Origin of the sequence: Mesorhizobium sp. M1428 (assembly GCF_040317515.1) — a bacterium.
Lineage (GTDB): Bacteria > Pseudomonadota > Alphaproteobacteria > Rhizobiales > Rhizobiaceae > Mesorhizobium.
The window spans coordinates 1-23,475 of sequence record NZ_JAMYKT010000027.1 but is presented as its reverse complement, the minus strand read 5'-3'; the positions used below and the strand labels follow the sequence as shown (position 1 = coordinate 23,475).

Annotated in this window: 23 protein-coding genes and 1 pseudogene; 9 read left to right on the top strand and 15 right to left on the bottom strand. The window is 60.9% G+C overall.

Annotated elements, in window-relative coordinates:
• Positions 1-3: 3 nt before the first annotated feature.
• Complete coding sequence (locus NKG60_RS26665) at positions 4-1,143, bottom strand: FIST N-terminal domain-containing protein (RefSeq protein WP_352976004.1); 1,140 nt, start codon at positions 1,141-1,143, stop codon at positions 4-6.
• A 404-nt stretch (positions 1,144-1,547) separates the two neighbouring features.
• Between NKG60_RS26665 and NKG60_RS26660 the strand changes: the two genes are divergently transcribed.
• The 3 genes from NKG60_RS26660 to NKG60_RS26650 all read left to right on the top strand — a co-directional run bounded on the left by NKG60_RS26660 (position 1,548) and on the right by NKG60_RS26650 (position 2,736).
• The gene (locus NKG60_RS26660; protein ID WP_023679221.1) at positions 1,548-1,835 is read left to right on the top strand and encodes a hypothetical protein; all 288 of its coding nucleotides are present in this window, start codon (positions 1,548-1,550) and stop codon (positions 1,833-1,835) included.
• A gap of 455 nt (positions 1,836-2,290) precedes the next feature.
• Positions 2,291-2,536: a type II toxin-antitoxin system Phd/YefM family antitoxin gene (locus NKG60_RS26655; protein ID WP_352868569.1), complete on the top strand. Its 246-nt coding sequence runs from the start codon at positions 2,291-2,293 to the stop codon at positions 2,534-2,536.
• Complete coding sequence (locus NKG60_RS26650; RefSeq protein ID WP_352868566.1) at positions 2,533-2,736, top strand: PIN domain-containing protein; 204 nt, start codon at positions 2,533-2,535, stop codon at positions 2,734-2,736. The genes NKG60_RS26655 and NKG60_RS26650 overlap by 4 nt, the downstream gene beginning before the upstream one ends.
• A gap of 218 nt (positions 2,737-2,954) precedes the next feature.
• Here the strand turns inward: NKG60_RS26650 and NKG60_RS26645 are convergent, their stop codons facing one another.
• From NKG60_RS26645 to NKG60_RS26605, 9 genes are all read right to left on the bottom strand, one after another.
• Positions 2,955-3,785 (bottom strand): BtpA/SgcQ family protein, encoded by an 831-nt coding sequence (locus NKG60_RS26645; protein WP_352868563.1) that lies wholly within the window; start codon positions 3,783-3,785, stop codon positions 2,955-2,957.
• Positions 3,782-4,690 (bottom strand): ribokinase, encoded by a 909-nt coding sequence (locus NKG60_RS26640; protein WP_352868561.1) that lies wholly within the window; start codon positions 4,688-4,690, stop codon positions 3,782-3,784. Before NKG60_RS26640 ends, NKG60_RS26645 begins: the two co-directional genes overlap by 4 nt.
• 3 nt (positions 4,691-4,693) lie before the next feature.
• The gene (locus NKG60_RS26635) at positions 4,694-5,464 is read right to left on the bottom strand and encodes a glutamine amidotransferase (protein WP_352579663.1); all 771 of its coding nucleotides are present in this window, start codon (positions 5,462-5,464) and stop codon (positions 4,694-4,696) included.
• A gap of 28 nt (positions 5,465-5,492) precedes the next feature.
• Positions 5,493-6,581, bottom strand: a complete 1,089-nt coding sequence (locus tag NKG60_RS26630; RefSeq protein ID WP_352976000.1) for a phosphotriesterase family protein — start codon at positions 6,579-6,581, stop codon at positions 5,493-5,495.
• Between the two features lie 4 nt (positions 6,582-6,585).
• A complete protein-coding gene (locus NKG60_RS26625; protein ID WP_352868554.1) occupies positions 6,586-7,590 on the bottom strand; it encodes an ABC transporter permease in 1,005 nt (334 codons plus the stop codon).
• Complete coding sequence (locus NKG60_RS26620; RefSeq protein ID WP_023721835.1) at positions 7,587-8,384, bottom strand: ATP-binding cassette domain-containing protein; 798 nt, start codon at positions 8,382-8,384, stop codon at positions 7,587-7,589. The genes NKG60_RS26625 and NKG60_RS26620 overlap by 4 nt, the downstream gene beginning before the upstream one ends.
• Positions 8,385-8,458: 74 nt before the next feature.
• Complete coding sequence (locus NKG60_RS26615) at positions 8,459-9,397, bottom strand: ABC transporter substrate-binding protein (protein ID WP_352975998.1); 939 nt, start codon at positions 9,395-9,397, stop codon at positions 8,459-8,461.
• A 116-nt stretch (positions 9,398-9,513) separates the two neighbouring features.
• Complete coding sequence (locus tag NKG60_RS26610) at positions 9,514-10,125, bottom strand: cupin domain-containing protein (protein ID WP_352868549.1); 612 nt, start codon at positions 10,123-10,125, stop codon at positions 9,514-9,516.
• Between the two features lie 1,217 nt (positions 10,126-11,342).
• The gene (locus tag NKG60_RS26605; RefSeq protein WP_352868546.1) at positions 11,343-13,091 is read right to left on the bottom strand and encodes an adenylate/guanylate cyclase domain-containing protein; all 1,749 of its coding nucleotides are present in this window, start codon (positions 13,089-13,091) and stop codon (positions 11,343-11,345) included.
• Positions 13,092-13,455: 364 nt separating this feature from the next.
• Between NKG60_RS26605 and NKG60_RS26600 the strand changes: the two genes are divergently transcribed.
• Positions 13,456-14,172 (top strand): pentapeptide repeat-containing protein, encoded by a 717-nt coding sequence (locus NKG60_RS26600; RefSeq protein ID WP_352975995.1) that lies wholly within the window; start codon positions 13,456-13,458, stop codon positions 14,170-14,172.
• A gap of 162 nt (positions 14,173-14,334) precedes the next feature.
• Here NKG60_RS26600 and NKG60_RS26595 read toward each other — a convergent pair whose 3' ends face one another.
• From NKG60_RS26595 to NKG60_RS26585, 3 genes are all read right to left on the bottom strand, one after another.
• Positions 14,335-14,532: a hypothetical protein gene (locus NKG60_RS26595; protein ID WP_352975993.1), complete on the bottom strand. Its 198-nt coding sequence runs from the start codon at positions 14,530-14,532 to the stop codon at positions 14,335-14,337.
• A gap of 327 nt (positions 14,533-14,859) precedes the next feature.
• Positions 14,860-15,447: a mobile mystery protein B gene (locus tag NKG60_RS26590; protein ID WP_352869961.1), complete on the bottom strand. Its 588-nt coding sequence runs from the start codon at positions 15,445-15,447 to the stop codon at positions 14,860-14,862.
• The gene (locus NKG60_RS26585; RefSeq protein ID WP_352869959.1) at positions 15,444-15,917 is read right to left on the bottom strand and encodes a mobile mystery protein A; all 474 of its coding nucleotides are present in this window, start codon (positions 15,915-15,917) and stop codon (positions 15,444-15,446) included. The genes NKG60_RS26590 and NKG60_RS26585 overlap by 4 nt, the downstream gene beginning before the upstream one ends.
• Positions 15,918-16,546: 629 nt before the next feature.
• Between NKG60_RS26585 and NKG60_RS26580 the strand changes: the two genes are divergently transcribed.
• From NKG60_RS26580 to NKG60_RS26565, 4 genes are all read left to right on the top strand, one after another.
• Positions 16,547-16,852, top strand: a complete 306-nt coding sequence (locus tag NKG60_RS26580) for a hypothetical protein (protein ID WP_352869957.1) — start codon at positions 16,547-16,549, stop codon at positions 16,850-16,852.
• Between the two features lie 642 nt (positions 16,853-17,494).
• Positions 17,495-17,791: a hypothetical protein gene (locus NKG60_RS26575; RefSeq protein ID WP_352869955.1), complete on the top strand. Its 297-nt coding sequence runs from the start codon at positions 17,495-17,497 to the stop codon at positions 17,789-17,791.
• A 165-nt stretch (positions 17,792-17,956) separates the two neighbouring features.
• Positions 17,957-18,232, top strand: a complete 276-nt coding sequence (locus NKG60_RS26570) for an ATP-dependent DNA ligase (protein WP_352869953.1) — start codon at positions 17,957-17,959, stop codon at positions 18,230-18,232.
• A complete protein-coding gene (locus NKG60_RS26565) occupies positions 18,229-18,519 on the top strand; it encodes a DNA ligase-like domain-containing protein (protein WP_352869951.1) in 291 nt (96 codons plus the stop codon). Before NKG60_RS26570 ends, NKG60_RS26565 begins: the two co-directional genes overlap by 4 nt.
• 1,835 nt (positions 18,520-20,354) lie before the next feature.
• Here the strand turns inward: NKG60_RS26565 and NKG60_RS26560 are convergent.
• Positions 20,355-20,747, bottom strand: coding sequence for a hypothetical protein (locus tag NKG60_RS26560; protein ID WP_502911931.1), 393 nt, complete (start codon positions 20,745-20,747; stop codon positions 20,355-20,357).
• 339 nt (positions 20,748-21,086) lie between these two features.
• On the opposite strand from NKG60_RS26560, the gene NKG60_RS26555 reads away from it, so the two are divergent.
• Complete coding sequence (locus NKG60_RS26555) at positions 21,087-22,832, top strand: adenylate/guanylate cyclase domain-containing protein (protein ID WP_352975990.1); 1,746 nt, start codon at positions 21,087-21,089, stop codon at positions 22,830-22,832.
• A gap of 329 nt (positions 22,833-23,161) precedes the next feature.
• On the opposite strand, the pseudogene NKG60_RS26550 reads toward NKG60_RS26555, so the two are convergent.
• Positions 23,162-23,395, bottom strand: a pseudogene (locus NKG60_RS26550) (mandelate racemase/muconate lactonizing enzyme family protein); the annotation flags it as partial.
• Between the last annotated feature and the right edge of the window lie 80 nt (positions 23,396-23,475).

The window sequence follows — 23,475 nt, the reverse complement described above, 5'->3', positions numbered from 1 at the left end:
TTCCTACTCCGCCGCTTCGGCCGCATTGCGTTCACCGAAGGCGATGCCGGTGAAGGTCTGGTTCAGATGCATCGAACGGTACTGTTCGCCATAGGTGCCGAAGCCGAGGACGTTGTTGACCTTGTAGAGTTCCGAAATCTCGCGATAGACCTGCCGATTGCGCGCGTCGAGCCGGCGCAGCACGCAGTCGAAACCGAGGATCAGGTCGATGCCGCCAAGCCTTTCGCTGACGTCGCTGAGAGCGGCGCGGGTCGCCTCGACCATGTCCTTGGGCTGGGCGACGGCAAGCACGACACCATCGTCGATGGCGCAGAAGAACGACAGCGAGCCGTCCGCGTGCATCTTCTGGATTGAACGGCAGTAAAATTCGCCGCCGACTTTCACCACCACTGGGTGCGAGGCAAAACTCAGTGGCGTCAGCATCTGCGCGACGACGCCGACCGAGGCGGCATATTCCTCGGCGGCAATGGTGGCGTTGAATTCGCGCACGATGCGGTGGTCGGGATCGGATGCCGTCACCACCAGCTTCTCGTCGGTGGGAACGAAATTGTCGGTCTTGAACACGTGGAAAGGAATTTCCGTGGTGATCAGCACGATGATGGCGCTGTCGGAGGTCACTTTGCCGTTCGAGATCAGCCGTGTTGTCTCGAATTTCAAATCATCGCCAGCCGACCCGCCGATCAGTGGGATGTCGTCGAGCCCCCAATGGATGGCGGAGGTCACCGCTTCTTCGGCATACGACAGCCCGTCGATCAAGCAGAGCGCGAAAGTGGTGTCGGCCCGCTCGTGCCCGAGGCGCTCGCGTAACGAACGCCTCAGCGCCTCGACTTCGCCGGTAATCCCGTCCATGCCTGATGACGACAGATTTTCGACCATGGTGCTGGCTGCCGAAAACGATACGGAGGGAAGCAGCATCGCCAGGATCTGACCTTCCTCCAGCCCCTTGGGCGTTATCTCACCGGCCGTCGAGCAGCCGGCATAGTGGAGCGCCGGCGCGTGGGTGTTCAGCGCTTCCGACAGGGCGACGGCCTCTATTAGACTCTGCGAGAAAAACAGGAGGGCAAACCCGGCGTCGATGGCCACTGCTTCCGCTGCCACCGCCCGGGCGAACGCATCCGCGTCAGATTCGTCGGTGGTGAGCACCGAAAGGCCGCATGCATAGCGCGTCCGTGACTTGGCCAGCGGCTTCCTCCTCCATTTCCTCCGACGCTTTTTTGTGCGCGTCTGGCGCGCCGGCGTCGAGGTCATTGTTGTCTTGAAGCGGCGCTTTGGCAATGAGCCAACATGATGGATTTGAAGTTTCTGCCGTTTGACGGCTTCCGCGCGATGGCCCCGTTGGGGGAGCCGCAGGCGCGCTCGGCCGAAACTGTCTAGCAGTTGGTCTGAGATCGGTTGGGTCGCGGCCAATTTCCGCCTGCCGCGCTTCAAGCTGTTGCAAGACATTCAAATTTGAGCTTCCGCACTCATGCTTTGTCGAGAGTATCTCCGTAGGTTTTAGCCGTTCTGAATCGCCGTCGGCGACGATGACGACGAAATAGGAGAAAGCAATGGCTCGCAATCACGTTGAACGTCTTGGAGAGTTTAGGGAAATCTTGGTCGCGACTCGACGCGAAGGAGTCCGTAACGTGCACCATACTCGCGACGCAATGCGCGCAAGTGGCTTTCAGATTGGGGACAGCGACGGCTCCAGCTACGGAGCCGAGCTGAAGGTGCTCCAAGAGGAAATTGAGGCAGTCGATCGCGCCATCGAAGACGAGAAGCGGTTGGCCCTGGCCCTCGAGAGCGCGGCTCAATCCCGCCGACCGACTAAACCGAGAATCGTGAAGGGAACATAGAGCCAGGTAAGGCTTTTGGCGCCCGTCACGTCGATCGCCTTCGTCGCCGCCGTGGTGCAGCGCCCTAAAAGCGGACGTTACGCTTTCCGCCCCTAGCGCGACGTAGAGCATTTGCTCGGCAAAAATCGCTCCTGTGAACTCCGACGTCGCATGGCGGACCAACAGGTTCGGCCAACATCAGATGAGATGTAGTCCCAACAAACATGCAGTTCAGACAATCGATTACGCGTCTTTGTTGAAGTCGTACCCTACCAAATGAGCGCCGGACCTGAAACGATTGATCTAGGACTCGCTCATCCTCGCCACTCTGTGGGGCCTCTCAATTCCTTTCTTGTAGCGCATGCGGCCGATCCGAAAGGATCGGCCGCATGCGGCATCCTTCACTGACTGAAACACACTTGAAAATCGGGGCCCGATGTAGATTAAGTTGTATGGACTAAGTCGTGAGGCCCGCAATGCGCACCGTCAATATCCACGAGGCCAAGACGCATCTGTCTTGTCTTGTCGACAGGGCAGCCAAAGGCGAATCCTTCATTATTGCCAAATCCGGCAAGCCGATGGTCAAGGTGGTTGCCATAGACGCACCTGCGGCCGGCGAAATGCGTCGGGTGGGGTTTATGGCCGGGCAGTTTTCAGTTCCGGACGATTTTGATCGCATGGCCGATGACGAGATCGAAAAGCTGTTTGGCGGCGATACATGAAACTTCTTCTCGATACTTATCTTCTGCTCTGGGCGGCGGGCGAGCCCGAAAAGCTCCCGCCCGCAGCCCTCGCTGAGATCGAGAATGCCAATAATCACTTGACGTTCAGCGCCGCAACTCCCCGGGAGATTGCCATTAGACGCGGTCTGGGCCGCCTTGACTGTAAGATCGATGCGTCTTTTACGTCGGGGCCTGATTGACAATGGCTATCATAAGCTGCCAATCACCGGCGAGCATGCCATTGCAGTGGAGGGGCTTCCACCTATCCACAAGGACCTTTCGATCGGATCCTGGTTGCTCAATCGATTGTGGAAGGCATTACTTTGCTGACCGTCGACGATCTGGTCGCGCAGTATCCTGCGCCGGTCCGTCGTCTCTGATCAAGCTGGGACCCCAAGCCCCCCGGTAGGGTAGTCAGCTATCGCTTCAGACCAGCCATGAAAGCCTTTACTCGAGCAGAGTCGACTTGGTTCCACCAGACGCCGTCGTGCTTCAGCGCGCTGGCGATGATGACCCCGTCGACAATGGCGAGAATATCCTTGGCGTTATCCGGGGTGACACCGCTGCCGACCAGCGTCGGCAGGCCGGCAGCCTGCTTGATCATGCTGATGTAGCCCAAATCCGCGGCGTGGCCGGTACGCTGGCCGGTGGCGATGATGGCATCGACATCGAAGAAGACCAGGTCCTTGACCAGTTCCTCCACCGGGCGGTCGGCAACGATGGCGTGTGCGCCGTGCTTGACATGGGCATCGGCGAAAATGCGGATGCCGTTGGCGCGCAGCTTGGCGCGATAGCGCGCCGCGCGGCCAGACTCGCCTTCGACAAATCCCTCATTGGCGACATAGGCGTTCGCCCATTGATTGACGCGGACGAAACCGGCGCCGGCAGCGCTGGCGATCGCCAAGGCCGGGATCGCGGCATTGGCCAGCACATTGATGCCGATCGGCCTGCCGAGTTCGCGGCGGATGCGGTCGGAGACGACCGCCATATAGGCGGCCGTCTCCGGGCCGATATCGTCAGGCTTGGCGAAGGGGATGTCGCCATGGTTCTCGACGATGACGCCGTCGCAGCCGCCGTCGAGATAGGCCTTGGCGTCGTCGAGCCCGCGCTGGTAGATCGCCTCGATAACCTCGCCGTGATAGCGGGGCGCGCCGGGCAGCGGCGCCAGATGAACGACGCCGATCACCACCTGTGTGCGGCCGAAAAGGTCTAACAATGCATCGCCGCCGGATTGGCCGAGCTGGGTCATGAGAACTCCATTTTGTCGATGAGTGCCGCCATCTCGGAGGCGGAAGGACAGGATGCCAGCGTGCCCGGCCGTGTCACGGCGATCGCGGCGGCGGCGAGCGCCAGCTCCAGTGCCGAGATGACCGGCATGCCCCGCGCAAGCCCACCGGCCAGACAGCCGCAGAACACATCGCCCGCGCCGCTGGTGTCGAGCGCTTCGACGCTCGGCGCCGGCAAGCGAATTGGTTCCGCCCGGCCCGGACCAAGCAAGAGACAGCCTGCGGCACCGAGGGTGATGACGACGGCCCCTGCGCCTTTGGCCACCAGCGCGCCGGCTGCTGCTGTCATGTCATCCCGGCCGGTCAGGGTTTTCGCCTCGGATTGGTTGACCACCAAAACCTCCGCCAGGCCGAGATCGGGCACAGAAGCCGCATCGATGGGGCTGGCGTTGAGGACGGTGCGCGCGCCGTTTTCCCTTGCTGCCCCCAGGCAGGCATTGGTCGCTGCGGCCCGCAGATTGCCCTGACAGACGAGGATATCGCCGGGGGCGATCCAGCGGGCAAGTGCTGTTTGCGCCACCGGATCGAAGGCTTCGCTGCAGGCGACGCCGCTGACGATGAAATTCTCTCCGCCTTTATCGACGACGATGGTCGAGCGGTCGCTCGACAGCTCGAATTCGCTCGCCTCAAGGTTTGATAGCTCGCTGTCGAGGCGGCTCCTGATCCACGCGCCAGCAGGGTCCTTGCCGAGCGCCGTCCAGAACGTCACCTCTGCACCAGTCCGTGCTGCTGCGACTGCCTGGTTGGCGCCCTTGCCGCCGAGCCCGTCGGCATAACTCATGGCATTCAAAGTCTCGCCCGCGGCAGGGAAGCGGCCGATGCGAAACACGGTATCGACGCAGGCATTGCCGACGACGTGGACATGCATGGCTCAGCTCTCACCGGTCGCCCAGCCCAGCATCTGTTCGAACAGAGTCTTGTAACCTGGCCAGGCGATGAATTGCGGCGGCAGCCAATGCGGCCCGACATCGGATGTCCAGGCAACGGTGCGGCCCTTGCCGTAATGGCCGGTGACAAGCAGCGGCAGCGAGCCATAATCCGACGACACGCTGGCCAGGACCTCGGCCCCGTCCTTCAGCGTCACCTCATTAAAACCGAGCAGGATCGGCCAGTCCGAGCCGAGGCCCCTGAGGATGGGATGGCTCGACCCTGGTTTCGGCACGGGCGCAAAACCTTCGGGAACCTCGACGCGGTCGTCGTAGGCCAGGCAGTTCACCGGCAGCACGTCCTCGACCGGGGTCTTGCGGTAGCGCGCGCCGCCATTGATGCCCTGGAAGCTGTAGTAGCCGCCGAACATCAATAGACCGCCGCCGCCGCTGACGTAATCGCGCAGCAGGCGCAAGCGGTTCGGCGTCGGCTTGGAGTGTACCCAGGTGTCGGGATGCAGCAGCAGCGTGTTGGCGCCGATGTCGGAGAGCACGACCGCGTCATAGGCGGACAGCGCCTCCATCGTCTGTGGAAAGCCGCGCTGCGCCTCATGCGCCGGCATGAAAGTGACGTCGAAGTCGGTCGCCTTCAGCGCGCCCAGCAACTCGTCCGCGCCGGTGTGGTAGGTAACGGTCGGAAACTGATCGAAACCCTTGATATGGGTCGCGGTCGAAACCCAGGATTCGCCGGCAAGCAGGATTTTCTTCTTGGACATTTGAACTCCCGTCGTAACTCGAGGCCATTCAGAGCCGCGCGAATACGCTCTTTGGATTGGCGATCAGCATGCGGTCGATAGCAGCCTGCTCGACGCCGTGGCGTTTCAGGCGCGGTATGAAATGCTTCAGGATATAGCCATAGCCGAAGCCGCCGAAGCGCGTCAGCATGATCTTAAGGAATACATCCTGCGACAACAGCAGGCGGTCGCCGAAGCCCGCCTCGACAAGGGCAGCGATGGCGCGTGCATTCTCCTCGTCGGAGGGCGATTGCGCGTCCTGGTCGGCATAATAATAATCCATGCCGATCATGTCGTATTCGAGGAACGTGCCGCGCCGGGCGAGGCTTTTCTGGTAATCGGGGTCGTCGTGGCTCGGGTTCATGTGGCAGAGCACGGTGTGGCGAAGATCGGCGCCCTCGGCCTCGACGATATCGAGCACGTCGTGCGCCAGCCGCTCCCAGCCAGGCAGATGGATTGACAGCGGCACGCCGGTGATGCGCGAGGCACGCGCGGAAGCCCGCAGCGACTTGCGTTCCTCGGCGGTGAAATCCTTGCTGACGCCGACCTCGCCGATCAGCCCGGCCATGATCGGCGGCTGCGTCTCGCCGCCGCCGACGTCGTTGACGATGAACTCGGTCACCGCGTCCACATCCATCGCCTTCAGCCATTCGGGATGGGTGTGCTCGAGATAGAAGCCGGTGCCCATGACGATCTTCAGGCCGGACATGCGGCTGATGCGGGCGAGCTTTTCGGGGTCGCGGCCGATGCCGATATTGGTGGCATCGACGACGGTGTGGCCGCCCAGCGCGCGATAGCGCTGCAGCTCCGACAGCGCCAGGTCGGCGTCGTCGAGCGAGACGTTGTCGCGGTTGACGTATGGGTTCATGCGCAACTCGCCGATGATCTCGATGTTCACCGGCTGCTCGGCGATCGCCATGTCATTGGGATGGCAGGGGCATTTCCAGCTGCGCGCGCCGTCGAGCAATATGTGCTCGTGCATCAGCGTGATGCCCATCTCCTCGACCGGAACCGGGCCGAGCACGGTCATCACATGGCCGGTTTCGACCCCGATTGGCAGCCGCTGCCTGGGTACCGCGTCATCGAACAGATCGCTCATCGGCTCAACGGCTCCGCACGGCGCCGCGAAACAGGCGGAAGTTCAGCCAGATAGCGATCAGGATGATCGTTCCGGTGACGATCGGCGTCAGGAAAGGCGACAGATGCGCCAGGATCAGGCCGTTGCCGATGACGGCCACGGTCAGCGCGCCGAGCACCGTGCCGATGATCGTTCCGCGGCCGCCGAACAGGCTGGTACCGCCGAGCACGACGGCGGCGATGACTTCCAGCTCGAAACCCTGTCCGGCATTCGAAGATCCCGATCCAAGCCGGGCAGCAATGATGATCCCGGCAAGGGCTGCCGCGGTGGCGGAAATCACATACACGAACAGCGTCGTCTGCCGCGTGTTGACGCCGGCACGCCGCACCGCCTCGGCGTTGGCGCCGATACCGGTGACATAGCGGCCGAATGGCGTCTCGTTGAAGGCGAGATAGGCGATGGCCAGGATCGCCAGCGCGATCAGCGCCGGCACCGGCACGCCAAGGAACCAGGCGCGGCCCAGCACGGTGAAAGCGCTTCCTGGCTCGATCGGGATGGAATAGCCGCCGGTGATCAGCAGCGCCACGCCACGGATCACCGAAAGCCCGGCAAGCGTAACGATGAAGGACGGGATGCCCTCATAGGCGACGAAATAGCCCTGCACCGCGCCAAGCAGGGCACCGAGTGCCAACATCGCGAGGATAACGACTGGCCAGGGCAGGCCGAACTGCAAAAGCGTCGCCGACAGCGTCGCCACCAGCGCCAGTACGGAGCCGACAGAAAGATCGATGCCGCCAGTGGTGATGACGAAAGTCATTGCCGCGGCGACGATCAACAGCGGCGCCGACTGCCGCAGGATGTTCAACAGATTGGGCGACGTCAGAAAGGCGTCGGTCGCAAGCGAGAAGATGATGCAGACGACCAGGAAGAACAGCGCGATCGAGACGACACTGCCATTGGCGAGCAGCACATCGCGCCAGGTGCCCTTGTGCACTCGTGAGGGCTGGGCGGCGTGGATCGCGTCACTCATGCCGGCGCTCCACCGCGATAGCCATTGGTGGCGGAACGCGCACTGAACTTGCGGCCGACGATCAGATTGACCACGTCTTCGATATTGGTCTCGCCGATCAGTCGCTCGGCGACATTGCGCCCCTCATACATGACCTGGATGCGATCGCAGACAAGGAACAGATCCTGCAGCCGGTGGGTGATCAAAATGACGCTGACACCGCGCGCACTGACCGCGCGGATCAGTTCGAGCACCGCCTCGACTTCGGCCACGGCAAGCGCTGCCGTCGGCTCGTCCATGATGAGCACGGCCGGCTCGAACGAGGCGGCGCGGCCGATCGCGATCGACTGGCGCTGCCCGCCGGAGAGGTTTTCGACCTTGAGCCGCGTGTCGGCAATGACGATGCCGAGCCGATCGAGCATCTGGCGGGTCTCGTCATGCATGCGCTTCTTGTCGAGAAAGGAAATGCCTGCGATGCGGCGGCGCGGCTCGCGGCCGAGAAACAGATTGCCGGCGACATCGACCGTGTCGCACAGCGACAGGTCCTGGTAGACCATCTCGACGCGCGCCGCACGTGCGTCCGCCGGCGAGCTGAAGATCACCGGCTTACCGTCGATCTCGATGGTGCCCGCGTCGGGAACCACAGCCCCCGACAGCACCTTGCTCAATGTCGACTTGCCGGCGCCATTGTCGCCGACGAGCCCCAGCACCTCGCCCGGCTTCAGCGTCAGCGACACGTCATCGAGCGTCTGGATGGCGTTGTAGCGCTTTGAGATGCCGCTCATCCGCACCCGATAGGTCTGGCCGCTGCTCATCTGGGATTCCACGCGATTGCAAGGGGTCCGCAGCGCAGCCTCAGGCGGCGCCGCGGCTCGGTCGCCGACGCAGTTTACTTGAACATCGCGCGGTATTCGTCGACATTCTTCTTGGTCACGATCGTCACCGGGATATTGATGATCGGATCGATTTTCTCGCCCTTCTTGAGCTTGCCCAGCGCTTCGACTGCGGCCTTTCCTTCGCCGGCCGGATCCTGCTGCACCACCGCCACCACCCAGCCGTCGTCAATGCCCTGAACGGCCTGCTTGGTCAGATCCCAGCCGAACACCTTGACGTCGCCGGTGCGGCCCTGGCTAGTCACAGCCGAAACGGCGCCGAGCAATGCCGGCTCGCCGGTCGCATAGAGCGAGTTCATGTCCGGATTGGCGGTCATCAGGTTTTCCGAAGCGCTCAACGCGGTCTCCTGAACGTTCTGGCCGTCGACCGTGTCGAGGAAGGTGACGGCCTGGCCGCTTTCGGTCACCGCCTTCTTGAAGCCGTCGAGCCGCTGGTTCTGGATGAATGAATTGAGTGCGCCGACGATACCGATCTTGGCCTTGCCGCCCATCTCGGCCTTCACATAGTCGGCGTAGAATTTGCCGATGTCCTCGCCGGCCTTGGTGTTATCGACGCCGATGAACGAAATATTGTCGCCGTCGGGGATCTGCGCGTCGATGGCTATGACGGGAATGCCGGCCGCCTTGGCCGCGGTGATCGCAGGCTTGACGCCGTTGACGTCGATGGCGACCAGAATGATGCCGTCGACTTTCTGCGTGATGTAGTTCTCGATCGCGTCGTTCTGCGCGCTGGGCACATTGTTGGCGTTGAAAATGACCAGCTTGGCGCCGGCGGCGTCGGCTGCCTTTTGCGCGCCCTCGTTGATCTGGTTGAAGAACAGGGCCTGCTGGTTGATGTTGACGAGAGCGAACGTATCGGCAAGCGCCGATCCCATGGCTGCCGAGCCCACGGCAATGGCGGCGGCACAGCCGGCGAGAAGTTTGAACAGACGCATTTTGGTTCCCCTTGCTTGCGGACCAGACCTCGGCTGGTCCCGTTGGTGCTACAGGCACGAGGCAAGCATTCAAGAGACTTGAATATTTGTCAATCCAAATGAACGCAGTGCGTCGCTCAGAAAGTCGCCGGCGTGTTGACCCAGAAAATGCTGGCCCGTTCCTCGCCGATGTTGCGGTAATGATGCGGCAACTCCGATCTGAACACGAAGGCATCACCCGTGGCGAGAGCATGGCTCTTGCCGTCAACGATCAACTCGATCCGGCCGGCGAGCACATAGCCGACTTCCTCGCCGGCATGCTGGATCGGACCTTCGCTCGAGCCCTCTGCCTCGATGTGATGGATGTTGCATTGTAAGAGGTGGCCAGGCGAATACGGAATGATGCGTTCGAGCGAAATTCCTTCGCCACGCCGTAGCGCGTCGAGCGCAATCAAAGGCCTTGCGCCCGCCCGGAATACGATCGCCTCGTCGTCATCGACTTGCTCGAACATCCAGCCGATGTTGGTGTCGAGAACCTCGACCAGACGGTGAAGCATGGGCAGGGACGGCGAAGCCTTGCCGTTCTCGATCTTGGACAGCAGGCTTTCCGAGCAATTCGCAGCCGCGGCCAGGCTCTTCAGCGTCATGCCGCGTGTCTGGCGGGCGAGGCGCAGCCGAGTTCCAAGTCTTGCGGCATTTACGGTGGCGTCCGTTTCTGACTCTGGCCGCCGTCGATCGATTTTGTTCATCTGTTCGCCAACCATTCAACGGTCAAGGGCAACTATCGCGCGAGCAAAAGACCTCGGCTGACGATTTGCAAGTGCTGATGCGTCAAATTCGAGACTGCAGCCGCAACTACCGCATCCGGCGAATGCCGCTCCCGCATGAACTGTGCTGATGATCCCGCGCCAGTTATCCCCTATCGCTTGGCTGTCCATCGTGGTCGAAATCGCCAGCCGTTACCGCGTTTGCGTCACGTGGCGAGTGGACTTGGAACGACAATGCAGGCAAGGCGGGCCACGCAGCCAATCTACACAACCACGGCCCTGCCGACACGATAAAATCTGGCCTGTCACCGAACTTGCGGAGTCCGCCAGAAGTCACCCGCGGCAGCGCCCTATGGAGTAACGCCTAGCGTGCGCAGGCTCTCGATAGCCGCGACGTATCCAATGAAATCCCTGGGGCAGTCGCGCACCGCTTGAGCTTCGACAATTTTGAAGAAAGTCCAACAGAATTAATGGACTAGCACCTTGCGGATGTAAGTTGCGGAAGCGACGCGCAGTTAATGCTTTAGAAGTATAGACACATCGACACGAGGTGCGAAGAAGCAACGCCAATACAGCTGGTTGGTTACAACATATTTATTTTCGCAGATATGGTATTGGCCGTCCGGCGATTCTTGTACGCGGTCCCGTGGGATGATGAAATTATGCGGCAAATAGGTGTACCCACCGTCTACCCTGGACTGCACCGAAGACCGAGGTACGGCGCGGCAATCTGAACCGCCGCAGCACTTGAATTTGGTCTGTGGGTCAATCTTGTCTTCGTACCAATCGTGGGCGTTAGCGGCTGTTGCGGCGGCGATACACATTGCCGTGAAGATGAGCCTTCGCATGGCATCCCTCAAGTATCTGGCAGGCGCTGCTCGTTGGGGTTCCATGTATATTAGCGTTCCATTGAAAATACCATTGGCTTCCGACCGACTTAACGCAGCTCCAGCAAGCGACGGTGGCAACGGAAGACCGCCTTGGACCACGTCAGGACGACACTTGCGCCGAACAAAGGTCTGCTCGTGTCGCTCCGGGTTTGAAAGCCGACCGTCTGCTCTGCGCCTCAACTCAGCCGTTGAGGTCGGATTTGCCAGATTTGGAAGCGAACATACCGGGCAACCACTCTGGGAGTCGCGGTTGCGCCAGCAACGGATGTCGCGACCCCCAACTGTCGCACTTCCGAACGGCTGCCTCCGCTATTCGAGCCCCGCCCGTCGCAAGCCCTCGATGTACCTAGCGCGGTCTTCAACCCGGATCATTGGATAATATTTCTCAACCCAGGCGAGGCTGACGTCCGGCTGTAAACGCCTGCATTCGGCGAGGCCTTGCCGGGCTAACTCCAGATCGCCCGCGAGGCCCGCGGCGGCAGTGAGCGTGCGCCAAGCGGTGCCGAAATTCGACCGCAGTTGGACGGCTCGGCGTTCCGCGGTTGCGGCTTCGATGTACCGGCCGGCCACAAAATGACAAAGCCCTTCGATCGAAAGATTGGCGGCCTGGGTGTGATCGCGCGGGCTCAATCGTGTTGCGATCTCGAGCTGACGGTGACCTTCCTCCGCTAACCCGGCATAGCCGTAGGCGCAGCCAAGGATCATCCGCGCAAAGGCGAAATTCGGATTGCGCTGCAGCGCTTCGTTCAACTCCTCGACGGCAGGCCCAAATCGTCGCGAAAACACATAGACGTACCCAGCCGCGATATGGGCCCAGGGGTCGTCGGGATCGAGGTCGATCGCACGTTGGGCGAGAACGAGACCATCGGAGATGCCTCTCTCAAAATCCATGTTGCCGAGGACGACGCGGGTGGCGAAAGCCCACGCCAGAAGGCTCCGTGCGCGCGCATAACTCGGATCGAGCTTAATCGCCCGATTCAGAAGATTGACCCCATCGTCTTCGTTCTGGGCAACCCAAGTCCAGATATGGGGCATTGCCCGAACGACGCAGCCCCAGGCATCGAGGCTTTCGGGCGGCTTGCTTTGGAGACGAAGGCCTTCAGCAGCATAAAGTTGCGGCTCGATAGCTGCAACGACGCTTGCCGTAATCTCATCCTGCACTGAAAAGATGTCAGCGATGGGACGATCGTAGCGCTCTGCCCAGATGTGATTGCTGCTGGTCGCGTCGATGAGCTGCCCAGTCACCCGCAGCCGCTCGCCTGCTTTGCGGACGCTGCCTTCGAGTACATACCGCACGCCTAGCTCGCGCGCGACCTGCCGGATGTTCGGCACTTTGCCTTTGTAGGCGAAGGTCGAATTTCGGGCGATGACAAAGAAGCCCCGGAGCTTCGACAAGCCGGTTATTATGTCTTCGGCTATTCCGTCGCCGAAATATTCCTGTTCCGGATCACCGCTCATATTCTGAAATGGCAGGACCGCGATCGACGGCTTATCGGGCGACGTCGGATGCGCAGCCGCGTCAAATGGGGCGGGTTGCTCGACCAGCAGCCGAAAGGCGCGGACTGGACGTGCGATGTTCTTGAGCGCCTGTTCACCCATATCTATGAAGGTGAGGTCGACTTTTCCGGCGGCATCCTCCTGCACGCGTGCTGACACGCAAATCCCACCCGGCTCGGCAATGCCTTCCAGCCGCGCGGCGATGTTCACGCCCTCACCGAAAATGTCGCCGTCCTGCTCTACGACGTCGCCAACGTTAATGCCAATTCGGTAACTTATGCGCTTATCCTCGGCCACGCCGGAGTTCCGTTTGGCCATATCGGTCTGCACTTCGACCGCGCATCGTACTGCGTCGATGACACTCGCAAACTCCACCAGCAGCCCGTCACCGGTGTTTTTGACAATTCGGCCGCGGTTGCGAATGATGCTCGGATCGACAACGTAACGGCGGTGCGCGGTCAGTCGGGTCAGCGTCCCCTCTTCGTCGATCCCCATGAGGCGGCTGTAGCCGGCCACGTCGGCGACGAGGATCGCCGAAAGCTTTCGTTCGATCCGATCCATTGCTAAGGCCTTCAACCGCGTTCGAAGCAGTCGGATCATACGCCGACATGACGTTCTCCGCGAGTGCTACACGGCGGGCTGCGGGGAATGTCTTGGATGGATCACGTGACGATACCTTTGCGCTCGCAACCAGGGAGTGGGGGAATGGACCACCAGTCTTTCAGGGCCCTCTCCGCTGGACCGCCGATGATATGATATGGGGAGGCGCTCGCAAATCGCGCCCTACGCGCGGGGTGATCGGTTGATCAACATCGAAGCTTGATATGAGAAACGCGCTAACTGTGACGGCGGTGGTCACCGTGGCTCGTGTGTCAGCAGATGTGGTAAGGGTTGAGTGTCGGCGAGTGGCAGAGGTGCAGCAACAATGACTTTGAGGCGAACCAGAGGTTACGGCGCATCCGGCTTGGTTCTAGCGGTTTGCACCGTGTTTGCTTGGCAGAACGCCGCTGCCGCTCAAAATTGCGACGCAGCCGCGACGCCTGGCGTCAATTGGCAAGAGTGTGACAAGAAGCTTCTCATCCTAGATGGACAGGACCTGAGCGGGGCGAACCTGTTCGGTGTTGATTTCACTTCGACCGACCTCAGGAACACCAATCTCCGTGCGGCAAATCTTGAGAAGGCAACTCTTGTGCGTGCTTCCCTGGCCGACTCGACCGCCAAAGGCGCCCGGTTCGACAGAATCGAGGGCTACAGGACCGACTTCAGCCGTATGGACGCGCAGGGCGCTGTGTTTGCGAGCGCGGAAATGCAGCGCTCGAATTTCCAGGACGCCAATCTGACCAATGTTGATTTCACAAAGGCAGAACTGGGGCGTGCGCAGTTCCATGACGCCGATATCAGCGGCAGCCGCTTCTCGTTTGCCAATCTCGCACGGGCGGACTTCCGAGGAGCGAGGTTTACCGCGCCGATAGACTTTGACCGCGCCTTTTTCTTTCTGACCCGTATCGAGGGCGTCGACCTTTCCAATTCGGTGGGTCTGTCCCAGTGGCAGCTCAACATGGCTTGCGGAGACGCCCGGACCGAGTTGCCTTCTGGCTTGACGAGGCCTGAAGATTGGCCCTGTCAATTCCAGCAGGAATAGTTGTCGGCAAGCGAACTGCGGCAATGCTGCACCCGACAGAATTCGAACCTGTAACTTGTGCCTTCGGAGGGGCGCAGATCCTCCGCCAAAGTGGCACGTTTCTACGGTATTGCTATTGGCGAAATCGCAGCCAAAGGGTGTTTGTGCCGCTTCCGTTCACCGCTACCGGTTCAATCGAACCGGTAGCTCCTGTCCGAATAAATCAAAGTCATTGAGACGCGCTGCAAGCTCGTCGAGCTCGATATTTGCGCGCCTGTCCGGAAAATGGGTGACGGCGTCGAACTGGTGTTCGCCGCGATGCTCGCGGCGAAGCCTCCAACCGAGACGACGAGCGACCGGTTTTCGATAGGCGACTCTCATAACGCCTCTGCTTCCACAATGGTAGGAGCGCGGCGCTCGATACGAACCTGCAAGCCTGTCAACACGCCTGCGATGATCAGCCCTCCCGCCGTCACTTCGTCGCCGGTCACAAACACCCGGTCCAGTACCGGGCGACAGCACTTGAAATAGGCCGTGGCATCTTGGGGGATTAACGGATTGTGTCCACCTATTTTAGGGGATGGTGCGTTCTCGCGCTGCTCAAGGCGGCGGAGCGGGAAGCGCCTGACATTCTCATGGACCGGTTAGTCGAGAACGACGTGGAGTAGGATGAGCTTTGCCAGGTGGCAAGCGGTGGAATCGTGCCCCTCAGGACCGGACAAATTCCAGCAACGGGCCGATATCGTGATTGTCGGCGGCGCGCAGGGCTTCGACATAGCGCTGGCGGGTTTCGCCGGGATCGACGAGGCCGGCGCTGCCCCAGGAGAAACGGGGGCGGTTCTTGCTGACGAGCGACAGGTCGGTCGCGAGCCGTGCGTGGCGGCCGTTGCCGTTGGGGTAGGGATTGATCCATACGAGTTTGTGGTGAAAGCGCGCTGCGATTTCATCGGGCGGGTAGGTTTCGTGGTCGATCCAGTAGCGGCAGTCATCGATGAGCTGTCGCAGTTCGGTGGGGATGCGGTAGGCATCGACGCCGATATTCTTGTTGCTGTGGCGGTAGCTGCCGGCCCAGCGCCAGACGCGGCCGAACATCCGCTTGTGCAGATCGTTCAGGAATTTTTCGCTGAGCACATCGCGTTTGCGGGCGAACGCCCATTCTTCCGCGTCGAGAATATTCGCCTGTTCGGCTTCGTTCAGTTCGCCGCGCAGGGTGATGTAAGCCGGGATCAGGGCTTCGCGCTCTTCAGGGCTGAGCGGCGTTGCGGCGTCATCCTGTTCGAGGAGCGGATCAGTCATGACGCCTCGTCATCCCACAGCGCCGAGCCGGGCTTTTCCAGCAGGCGTCTTGCGAGTTGCCTGACCTGCTCTTCTTCGGCTTCCGGATCGAGGCTTTGTGCTTCAAGCGCCATTGTGTGGCGGGCAGGCTTGACGCGGCGCCTTGCTAGCTTGAGAGCGCGTTCTTCTGTAAGGGCTTCGAGCGGCTTGCGCGGCACCAGCGCATGAACGAGGTCGCAGTCCAGCGCCCGGGCGGCGCGTTCAAGCGAATCGAGCGTGATCGCATTGGTGCTTTCGGCTTTTTCGATGGCGACGGCGCGCGGCTGGCTGACGCCCAGCCGCTTTCCAAGCTGTGCCGTCGTCATGCCGAGCGCCTCGCGGATCGCCTTGATCCAGCCGCGCGGCGGCCTTGCGAATCCCTCCTGGGTTCGCAAGGGGCTGAGCCTCTTGTCGAGCTGGCGTCTGGCTGTGGCGCGTTCCTGCGGGCGCATTTTGATGATCCCCTCATTATTCAAACATTTCATGCAATAACATATATATAATCAATTTGTCAAATTACTATAACATATATGTTATTGCCATTGGCGAGTCTGATCAGTAGGATAGAACTGGGGGCAAGGTCACGCGTAGCGGACTGCTTCGGCCGTTCTCGTTCGCAACGGCGCGATCCAGGCGATGAACCTCGATGAGGCCGCGTTTCGGCCGCTGGAAGAAGCCATCCGGCAGACCTTCAATGACGACGGGGTTGCCAGCGTCGAGCAGATGCCGGCGCTTCGCGATCCAAGCGGCTTTCGTTGTGCTGCGGCGCTAATCCGACCAGGACCGCACTGGAGGTGGTCGGGCGCATCAATCGGGTGACCGGCAGCAGAAAAGGCGGGGGTGATCGGGCTCACCACAGTTCAGAGCCACTGTGTCGCCCGACCCCGCGATGAACTGCTCTCTGGCGAGCCCGACCAGTTGCGGGCCTATCTGACTCGGAAGCAACGCGACAAACGTTTCGACCGAACGATCACATCTGCGATCCGAGATGGTAAACCAATCCCTACCAATCTGGTGGATCGGATCAGCGCCCGATATTCCGACGGACTGGTGAAGCTCCGCGCCGACACGATCGGGCTGCATGAGACGTTCGCCCCACATCCAAAGACACATCGCATTTGAGCAGGCGATCGCCAAGGGTGCGGTATGGCCCGATGCGATCACGAAGCGTTGGAAGCTGAAAAGGTGTTTCCCCGAATATGACTTCTTCTTGAATGGCGATACGGAGCCTTTCGAAGGCGACTATCAGATCCTACCGATCTGCGGGGTGGGTGGCGACGAGCCGGGCACCCTGCGCGTTCTCGATCGCCCGGAGCAATCAGTGATGATGGGCATCGCCGCGGCGCTGAAGGGTTTCAGGCCGGGACGGACGCCGGCGCTGAACTAAAACCGCGGTAGTGGGTCAGTTTGAAATTGAGGCTGAAAACGCCGCTGTCGCGTAGCGGTCGAAGCCAAGGAAGCGGAGAAGCCAATAGTGCGCGGACCGTACCGGAAGAAAGGCGTCTCGATTGATTGATCCTAAACCCATCACGAACGAAAATATTCTGATGGCTCTTGGCATCGTTCTCGTCGAAATTCGCGCGACCGATGATCTATCCAAAGCACGGATGCTCGCTGACTCATTTCACAACGCACCGGCCATGATCGCGTCTGGCGCCAGTCCTCAGGATACCTGGGCAAGTGTACTTGGAACCGCTCGCCGGCTTGATATGGAACGATATGTCGTCTGGCTATTAAGACACGTTCAGGCGAGACAGGTTTCAAACTAACCCACTACCAAAACCGCCAGTTGGTGGACGCGTTACAGCTCATGCGCCTAAAATCGAGCTGATCGCGCGCACCAGAGCAACCCCGAAGTCCCTAAGCTTGGTGCAAGTCGCTTGATCGGGTCCCGCCGTCCTGGCAGTGCGGCGGGACTTTTTACTGCCGTGACACCCGACCGACGCGTTGCCGCAGTGAGCGAGCCGCTGGTTAGAATCGTACATTAGGAATCTGGAACGTAGGTGAGGCACAAAGCATTATTGGCGCCATGGACAAGAGCGACGGCGACAATCTTCCAGAATGGCTTCCGGGCGACCTGCCCGACGATCGAGTGATCCGGGCCGATATCGCGACACGGGTTTCGAGAGAGACCTACGGCAAGAATGGGCCTGACCATACGGTGGTCACGAAGGCCGGTCTGGATCACAATCTTTTTGAGGAACAGGAAGAAGCTGACGCCTCCGTCGCCCACCAATCATCCGTGGTTCCGTTGCTGCTGGTTCTCTATGTGCTCTCGATGTTGGTATTGGCCGGGTACGCGCTCGCTCGTGCGTATTCTCTATAGCGCCCGCTCCGTCTGTGTCTTTCACGATGGTCGCCAGGAGCCGCGCGGAATCACGTTCCGTTCACTCTAGCTAATGTAAGCTTTGTACCTAGTATTGACTGGGTGCGTAAAATTGTAAGTACCGGCGGCGGCCGTCTCGAGTTCATTCCGCCGATGGAGCCCAAGTTGGTCTCAAAGCCACCCGAGGGTGAGCACTGGATTCACGAGATCAAGCTCGACGGCTACCGCACCCAGATCGTCATCAACAGCCCCGACGATATCCGCGCCTTCACCAAAAGCGGTGCCGACTGGACAACCAAATACACCGGCCTCTTCGAGGCCGCGCGTCAGCTCGACGTCAAGACCGCGATCTTCGAGGGTGAGGCGGTGGTCACCACGCCGCCGGTCTGCCCGACTTCAATGCACTGCAGAAGGCCGTTCACAGCGACCCCTATGCCATGATCCTCGGTGCCTTCGACATCATGTATTTGGACGGCCACGATCTGCGCGATATCGGCTGCAAGGCGCGCCGCGAAATCCTGTTCAGTATCATCAAGCCGAACAGCCGGATCCAGTTCAGCGAAAGCATTCCCGGCGAAGCGGGTGCAGGACCATGCCGGCCCGCCTCCGCATGGGAAGCGACCGGCGACGCAGTGGGTAAAGCCGGAGGAGGTCAAGCGGCGCCTCAAGCACCTCCGCGGCGAGCACAATTGTATACGCAGCGCTTCGCTGTAAGGTTTCGGCGATGAACCACACGGCTAATCCAGCACGACAAGGACTGCATCCCATGGACCCTACCGAGCCTAAACCTGACCGCCGCCTTCACCAGAGAACGCCTGTTCTGAAGGACGCGACCATAACCACTGGGCGTCGGGACATGGACATAAGCTGCTCGGTCTGCAACCAGCATGAGAGAGGCGCGGAACTGCGGGTCGCTGCTGATGCCTTGGTCCCGGATCGTTTTGTGCTGTTCATCCCTGAGGACGGGGCCACCTATCAGGCGGTGGTCCGGTGGCGGAAGAACGATCGGCTTGGAGTGCAACTGTACGGCTCGGGAGTGCTAATTCGGCCTTGATCAAGGCGCCCCGTCAATTCGCCCGCGGGTTAATCTCGCGACCGTTTCGATGATCGCCTTTGCAAGCGCCTCGCCCTCATTCACCGGCAACGGTCCATTAGAGCAAGTTGACCACCCGTCATCTCCATGCATGTCATTCGGCCGGCAATCTTTAGGGGCTGATCCTGCGACAACCGTCCCCATCATTCAGCCATCGCTCGGTCCCTGTGGCGTTCGTTATGTCGGCCCATTGGCCGGATCGCCGGAACTCAGCTTTCACCTCTCTGCCCCTTATGCGAATCGGAGTGAATTATCGCCGCTCAATCGAAGCCGGTGCTGGGATCTCGTAGATTTTCGAGTGTGCTCCATCGCAACAGGTATGGAGTGCACGAAGCTGCTGAGTATCACAAGCGAGTCTGACTCGCCTCGTTCTCGCATCCCGATGGCAATGGTCGCGTGGACGGAGGGCTACATTACTGCAGCGAACACGGCACTGAAGCACTTAGGTCAGCCTCGATACGATCTCGGTAGCATGACCATCAATGAGATTTGGGCGTCTCTCTACGGCTTTTGTAAGAGAAATCCCGACAAACGGGTTATGGAAGGGATGGTAGAGATCATGGACAGGAGGAAGCGAGAAGCGCCGTGAGGGAGCGGTTCTTACCGGATTCCCAAATCGATCGGCACATCCGTTGAATTCGATGCTCAGAACAGCGTCGCAACAGCACGATACTCGTCAGAGTGGGTGAGCGCCTCCGCCCCGCATTCTTCATTAGTAATCGGACAAGGTGGTGAGCGACGGTGCGTGCCGGCACCTGAGGGCGTCACGAAGCGACCGGCGACGCAGTGCCGGCCTGCTTCGTGAAGTCATGGCGGCGCGCGCGAACATGTGCCAGCAAATTCACTTCATTGACGACCCCGCATTGAAAGAGAGACAGCGTGGTCGAGGCCAGAATCTGTCTGTTTATCGAGGTGCTGTGCGATTTGGCGTCGGCGGCTACCTGGTCGACAACCCGCTGGCAGATTGCTCGATCCTTAGGTCTAAGGAACTGAGGTTTCGGTGCTCGTGGCATCTCGACGCCTTTAAAGGGGAAGTTGCTGTGTCCCTACGCGCGGATGCGTGGGTCTCCGCGGAGGGACCCTAGACGCATTCAAACAGATAATTGCCATTCGTTTGAGTGATGTCGCCAATGGCTTGAGCCGACTTTAATTACGGATTTCTGGTTAACCGCTGCAACTGAAAACAGTCGGAAACAGTTAGCATTCTCGCTGAAAACAGCGGCGGAACAGCGTCGGCCGACCGCTCTCCACTGAGAACAGTCGAGGAACAGTGAGCCGCGCCAACAGGGGCTCACGCCTGGAGACAGAAAGGAAACCAGAGAGGGGGAAAACTATTCCTCGAAAGCAGGCAACCCGCCAAAGCAGTTCACGGGCATTCTGGCCGTTCCCATCGGTACGCAATGACAACAAGTGGGGACAAAAGTGGGGATCGATGGCGGGTGCTGAAAAATACCATGATGTTTCGGCCGCTTACGACATACCGCTGGTGGAGCTGCGGCCGAAGCGCTCACGGCGAGTGCCGGCGTCATCTTCTCTGTCGTTCTGCGCGATTGCCAGTGACGTTCCTGGCTCGCCCTCCCGCAGGATAAGGGTTGCCCCGCCGACCAGGCCGGCTTGGTCACCGAGCTGCGCCTGTACGATCGGCACGTCGCGGTAGGTGGCATCACCCGCACCCGCCAGGAGATCGAAGCCGTTGGCGAGGCCGCCGCCCGTCACGATCAGATCAGGCGAGTAGAGGTGCAACAGGTTGGTGAAGCCGATGCTCACCAGGATTTGGAAGTCTTCGATGCGCCACCTGCCGACCTCAGCACCTCTAAGCGCGAACGTCTGGTGTAATGCCCGCTGCGCCCGTTCGTAGGGCATCTCGCTGTTACATCGCGGTGACAAAAGCACCGCCACGGTGGCGTCAACCGGTTACACAGGACAAGAAATATTTCCGGCCTTCTGGGAGTGAAGTGCCAGCGTCCCCAGAGGCTGCATAGGCGTGTTGTCGGTTGGGCTGCTAGCGCGGCGACTGGAACGCTCTACGCCTCGCAAGCGGTATAGCGAAATCTCGTGAACGCAAGGTCGAGCTGCATTCTCGTTCTGTATCGGCGACAGGCGGCGACCGGAGAGATGGATACCATGGACATGGGGCGTCTGGAAGTTGGCAGGACACGGACACGGGGCGGCCCGCGTGCAGGCGCTTGGCTGAGCGATGCAATGACCACGCAGCGCCACCTCGCAGCGATCCTGGCTTGCGACGTGGTCGGCTATTCGCGCCTGACGGAGCGCGACGAGCGCGGGACCCTCGAGCGGCTGAAGATCTACCGCAGGGACCTCCTCGAACCCCTGGTCTCCGAGCACGGGGGTCGGATCGTCAAGCTCACCGGCGACGGCATGCTGTGTGAGTTCGCGAGCGTCGTTAACGCGGTGACCTCGGCAATGGCGATCCAGCAGGCCCTGGCAGATCACGAGGCGGAGACGCCCGAGGAAGAGCGGATTCGCTTCCGCATCGGCGTCAATCTCGGCGACGTGGTCTGCGAGGAGGACGGCGACCTCTACGGCGACGCGGTCAACATCGCCGCCCGCCTCGAAAGCGCCGCCGATCCCGGCACCGTGGTCGTCTCGGGTACCGCCTTCGACCACCTTCAGGGCAAGCTCGACTGCGGCTTCACGCCGCTCGGCAACCTGCGCCTCAAGAACATCGAGCGTCCTGTGCGCGCCTACCGCGTCGAGACCGGCGCCAGCGCCTCGGTGGCTGCACTGCCTCCGCTGCCCGAGAAACCCTCGATCGCGGTTCTGCCTTTCACCAACATGAGCGGAGATCCCGACCAGGAATACTTCGCCGACGGACTGGTGGAGGACATCATCACGGGATTGAGCCGGGTGAACTCCTTCTTCGTGATCGCCCGCAACTCGTCCTTCACCTACAAGGGCCGGGCGGTGGACCTGCGCCAGGTTGGGCGCGAGCTGGGCGTCCGCTACGTGCTCGAAGGCAGCATCCGCAGAGCAGGATCGCGGGTGCGCATCAGTGGGCAGTTGGTGGACGCGATCAGCGGACATCATGTCTGGGCCGACCGCTTCGAGGGCGACGTGAGCGACATTTTCGACCTGCAGGACAAGGTGACCGAGAGCGTCGTCGGCGCTGTCGAGCCGACCATCCGGCTGGCGGAGATCAGGCAGGCGCGCATGAAGCCGACCGACTACATCAGCGCCTACGACCTCTTCCTTCGCGCGCTGCCGCGCTTCTACAGCATGACGCGCGAAGGCTTTGCCGACGTGCGCCGGCTCACCAACGAGGCGCTCAGCATCGACCCTGGCTTCACCTTGGCGAAGGCACTCGGCGCCTATATCCGCAGCCTATCCGTGAGCCAGTGCTGGCACGAGCCGGACGATATCCGAGTCGCCGCGCGCATGGCGCGCGAGGTACTGGCGGAAGCGCGCGACGACCCCACGAGCCTACGATTCGCCGCGCAGGTGATCGCCTACAGCGCGAAGAACTACGAGATGGCGCTGCGCACGATCGAACGATCCCTGCTGCTTAATCCCAATTCGGCGCAGGGCTATACGGGCAGCGGCTGGGTGAACGCACACTCCAGCCGCCCGCTCGTCGCCATCGAGCACTTTCACAGGGCAATGCGGCTGAGCCCGGTCGACCCCGAGAAGGGCATCGCCCTCTCCGGCATCGGGATGAGCTACCTGATGCTCGAGCGCTACGAGGAAGCGCTGGCATGGGGAGAACGCGCGCTGCACGAGATGCCGAACTACGGCTCCTCGCACCGGGTTGTGATCATGGCGCTGGTCAAACTCAACCGGCTGCACGAGGCGCAGGCGGCGGCGCGGCGGCTGATGAAGGCGTTCCCGACCTACACGCTCACCCTGCAGAGACAGATCAACCCGTGGCTGGACGAGGTGTTCGCCGAGCGTTACGTCGAGGCGCTGGGCATCTCCGGCGTGCCGGAGTGATCGTCGCGGCTGCAAAGATGCCCAGCGAGGCGACGGCCCTTGACCGCTTCGCTTCTGCAAGGACAGTCCTCTGGCCGGCTTGTCTGACGACTGAGCGCGTAGAGAAGCCGTGAACAGCCGGCAAGCTCTCTGCTGAATTCGCGTCGAACTTTCGGTTTCCACCCTGACGAGACCTACCGACGGTCCAGACAAATGTCGCCGTTGGGTCAGGTGAGGACAGACCTGCGCCGAGCTGAAGCCGCCAGCCAGCTTTCGGCCCGAAGTGGTCATTCCGGATGTCAATTGCGTAGAGCGGTCCGCATGGTGCAGGGTTGCCCAAGAAGGATGGTTCAGTCGAAGAAGCCCGCATCCTCTTCCCGGAGATACTTCCTGGCTGCTTCGGCGTCGATATCGAGGCCCAGCCCCGGCGCTTCCAGCAGGTCCACCATGCTGTCCTTCACGATCTGCGACGGCAGGCCGATTACAAGATCCTCCCACCAGGGATCGGAGGCGCTCGGGTATTCGAACGCGATGTAGTTGGCGGGCAGCGTGGCGCAGACATTGATCAGCGCGCCGAGGCCTAGAGCACGTCCTGTGATCGATGAATCGATTGTGATGTGACGGCTGCGTTTTGTGCTGATTCAACATCCACCTCGATGGAGGT

Excerpts from the sequence above, each read along its gene's own strand:
- NKG60_RS26660 (WP_023679221.1), top strand. The coding sequence starts at position 1,548 with ATGGCTCGCAATCACGTTGAACGTCTTGGAGAGTTTAGGGAAATCTTG.
- NKG60_RS26655 (WP_352868569.1), top strand. The coding sequence starts at position 2,291 with ATGCGCACCGTCAATATCCACGAGGCCAAGACGCATCTGTCTTGTCTT.
- NKG60_RS26650 (WP_352868566.1), top strand. The coding sequence starts at position 2,533 with ATGAAACTTCTTCTCGATACTTATCTTCTGCTCTGGGCGGCGGGCGAG.
- NKG60_RS26645 (WP_352868563.1), bottom strand. The coding sequence starts at position 3,785 with ATGACCCAGCTCGGCCAATCCGGCGGCGATGCATTGTTAGACCTTTTC.
- NKG60_RS26640 (WP_352868561.1), bottom strand. The coding sequence starts at position 4,690 with ATGCATGTCCACGTCGTCGGCAATGCCTGCGTCGATACCGTGTTTCGC.
- NKG60_RS26635 (WP_352579663.1), bottom strand. The coding sequence starts at position 5,464 with ATGTCCAAGAAGAAAATCCTGCTTGCCGGCGAATCCTGGGTTTCGACC.
- NKG60_RS26630 (WP_352976000.1), bottom strand. The coding sequence starts at position 6,581 with ATGAGCGATCTGTTCGATGACGCGGTACCCAGGCAGCGGCTGCCAATC.
- NKG60_RS26625 (WP_352868554.1), bottom strand. The coding sequence starts at position 7,590 with ATGAGTGACGCGATCCACGCCGCCCAGCCCTCACGAGTGCACAAGGGC.
- NKG60_RS26620 (WP_023721835.1), bottom strand. The coding sequence starts at position 8,384 with ATGAGCAGCGGCCAGACCTATCGGGTGCGGATGAGCGGCATCTCAAAG.
- NKG60_RS26615 (WP_352975998.1), bottom strand. The coding sequence starts at position 9,397 with ATGCGTCTGTTCAAACTTCTCGCCGGCTGTGCCGCCGCCATTGCCGTG.
- NKG60_RS26610 (WP_352868549.1), bottom strand. The coding sequence starts at position 10,125 with ATGAACAAAATCGATCGACGGCGGCCAGAGTCAGAAACGGACGCCACC.
- NKG60_RS26605 (WP_352868546.1), bottom strand. The coding sequence starts at position 13,091 with ATGGATCGGATCGAACGAAAGCTTTCGGCGATCCTCGTCGCCGACGTG.
- NKG60_RS26600 (WP_352975995.1), top strand. The coding sequence starts at position 13,456 with ATGACTTTGAGGCGAACCAGAGGTTACGGCGCATCCGGCTTGGTTCTA.
- NKG60_RS26595 (WP_352975993.1), bottom strand. The coding sequence starts at position 14,532 with ATGAGAGTCGCCTATCGAAAACCGGTCGCTCGTCGTCTCGGTTGGAGG.
- NKG60_RS26590 (WP_352869961.1), bottom strand. The coding sequence starts at position 15,447 with ATGACTGATCCGCTCCTCGAACAGGATGACGCCGCAACGCCGCTCAGC.
- NKG60_RS26585 (WP_352869959.1), bottom strand. The coding sequence starts at position 15,917 with ATGCGCCCGCAGGAACGCGCCACAGCCAGACGCCAGCTCGACAAGAGG.
- NKG60_RS26580 (WP_352869957.1), top strand. The coding sequence starts at position 16,547 with ATGAGACGTTCGCCCCACATCCAAAGACACATCGCATTTGAGCAGGCG.
- NKG60_RS26575 (WP_352869955.1), top strand. The coding sequence starts at position 17,495 with ATGGACAAGAGCGACGGCGACAATCTTCCAGAATGGCTTCCGGGCGAC.
- NKG60_RS26565 (WP_352869951.1), top strand. The coding sequence starts at position 18,229 with ATGATCCTCGGTGCCTTCGACATCATGTATTTGGACGGCCACGATCTG.
- NKG60_RS26560 (WP_502911931.1), bottom strand. The coding sequence starts at position 20,747 with ATGCCCTACGAACGGGCGCAGCGGGCATTACACCAGACGTTCGCGCTT.
- NKG60_RS26555 (WP_352975990.1), top strand. The coding sequence starts at position 21,087 with ATGACCACGCAGCGCCACCTCGCAGCGATCCTGGCTTGCGACGTGGTC.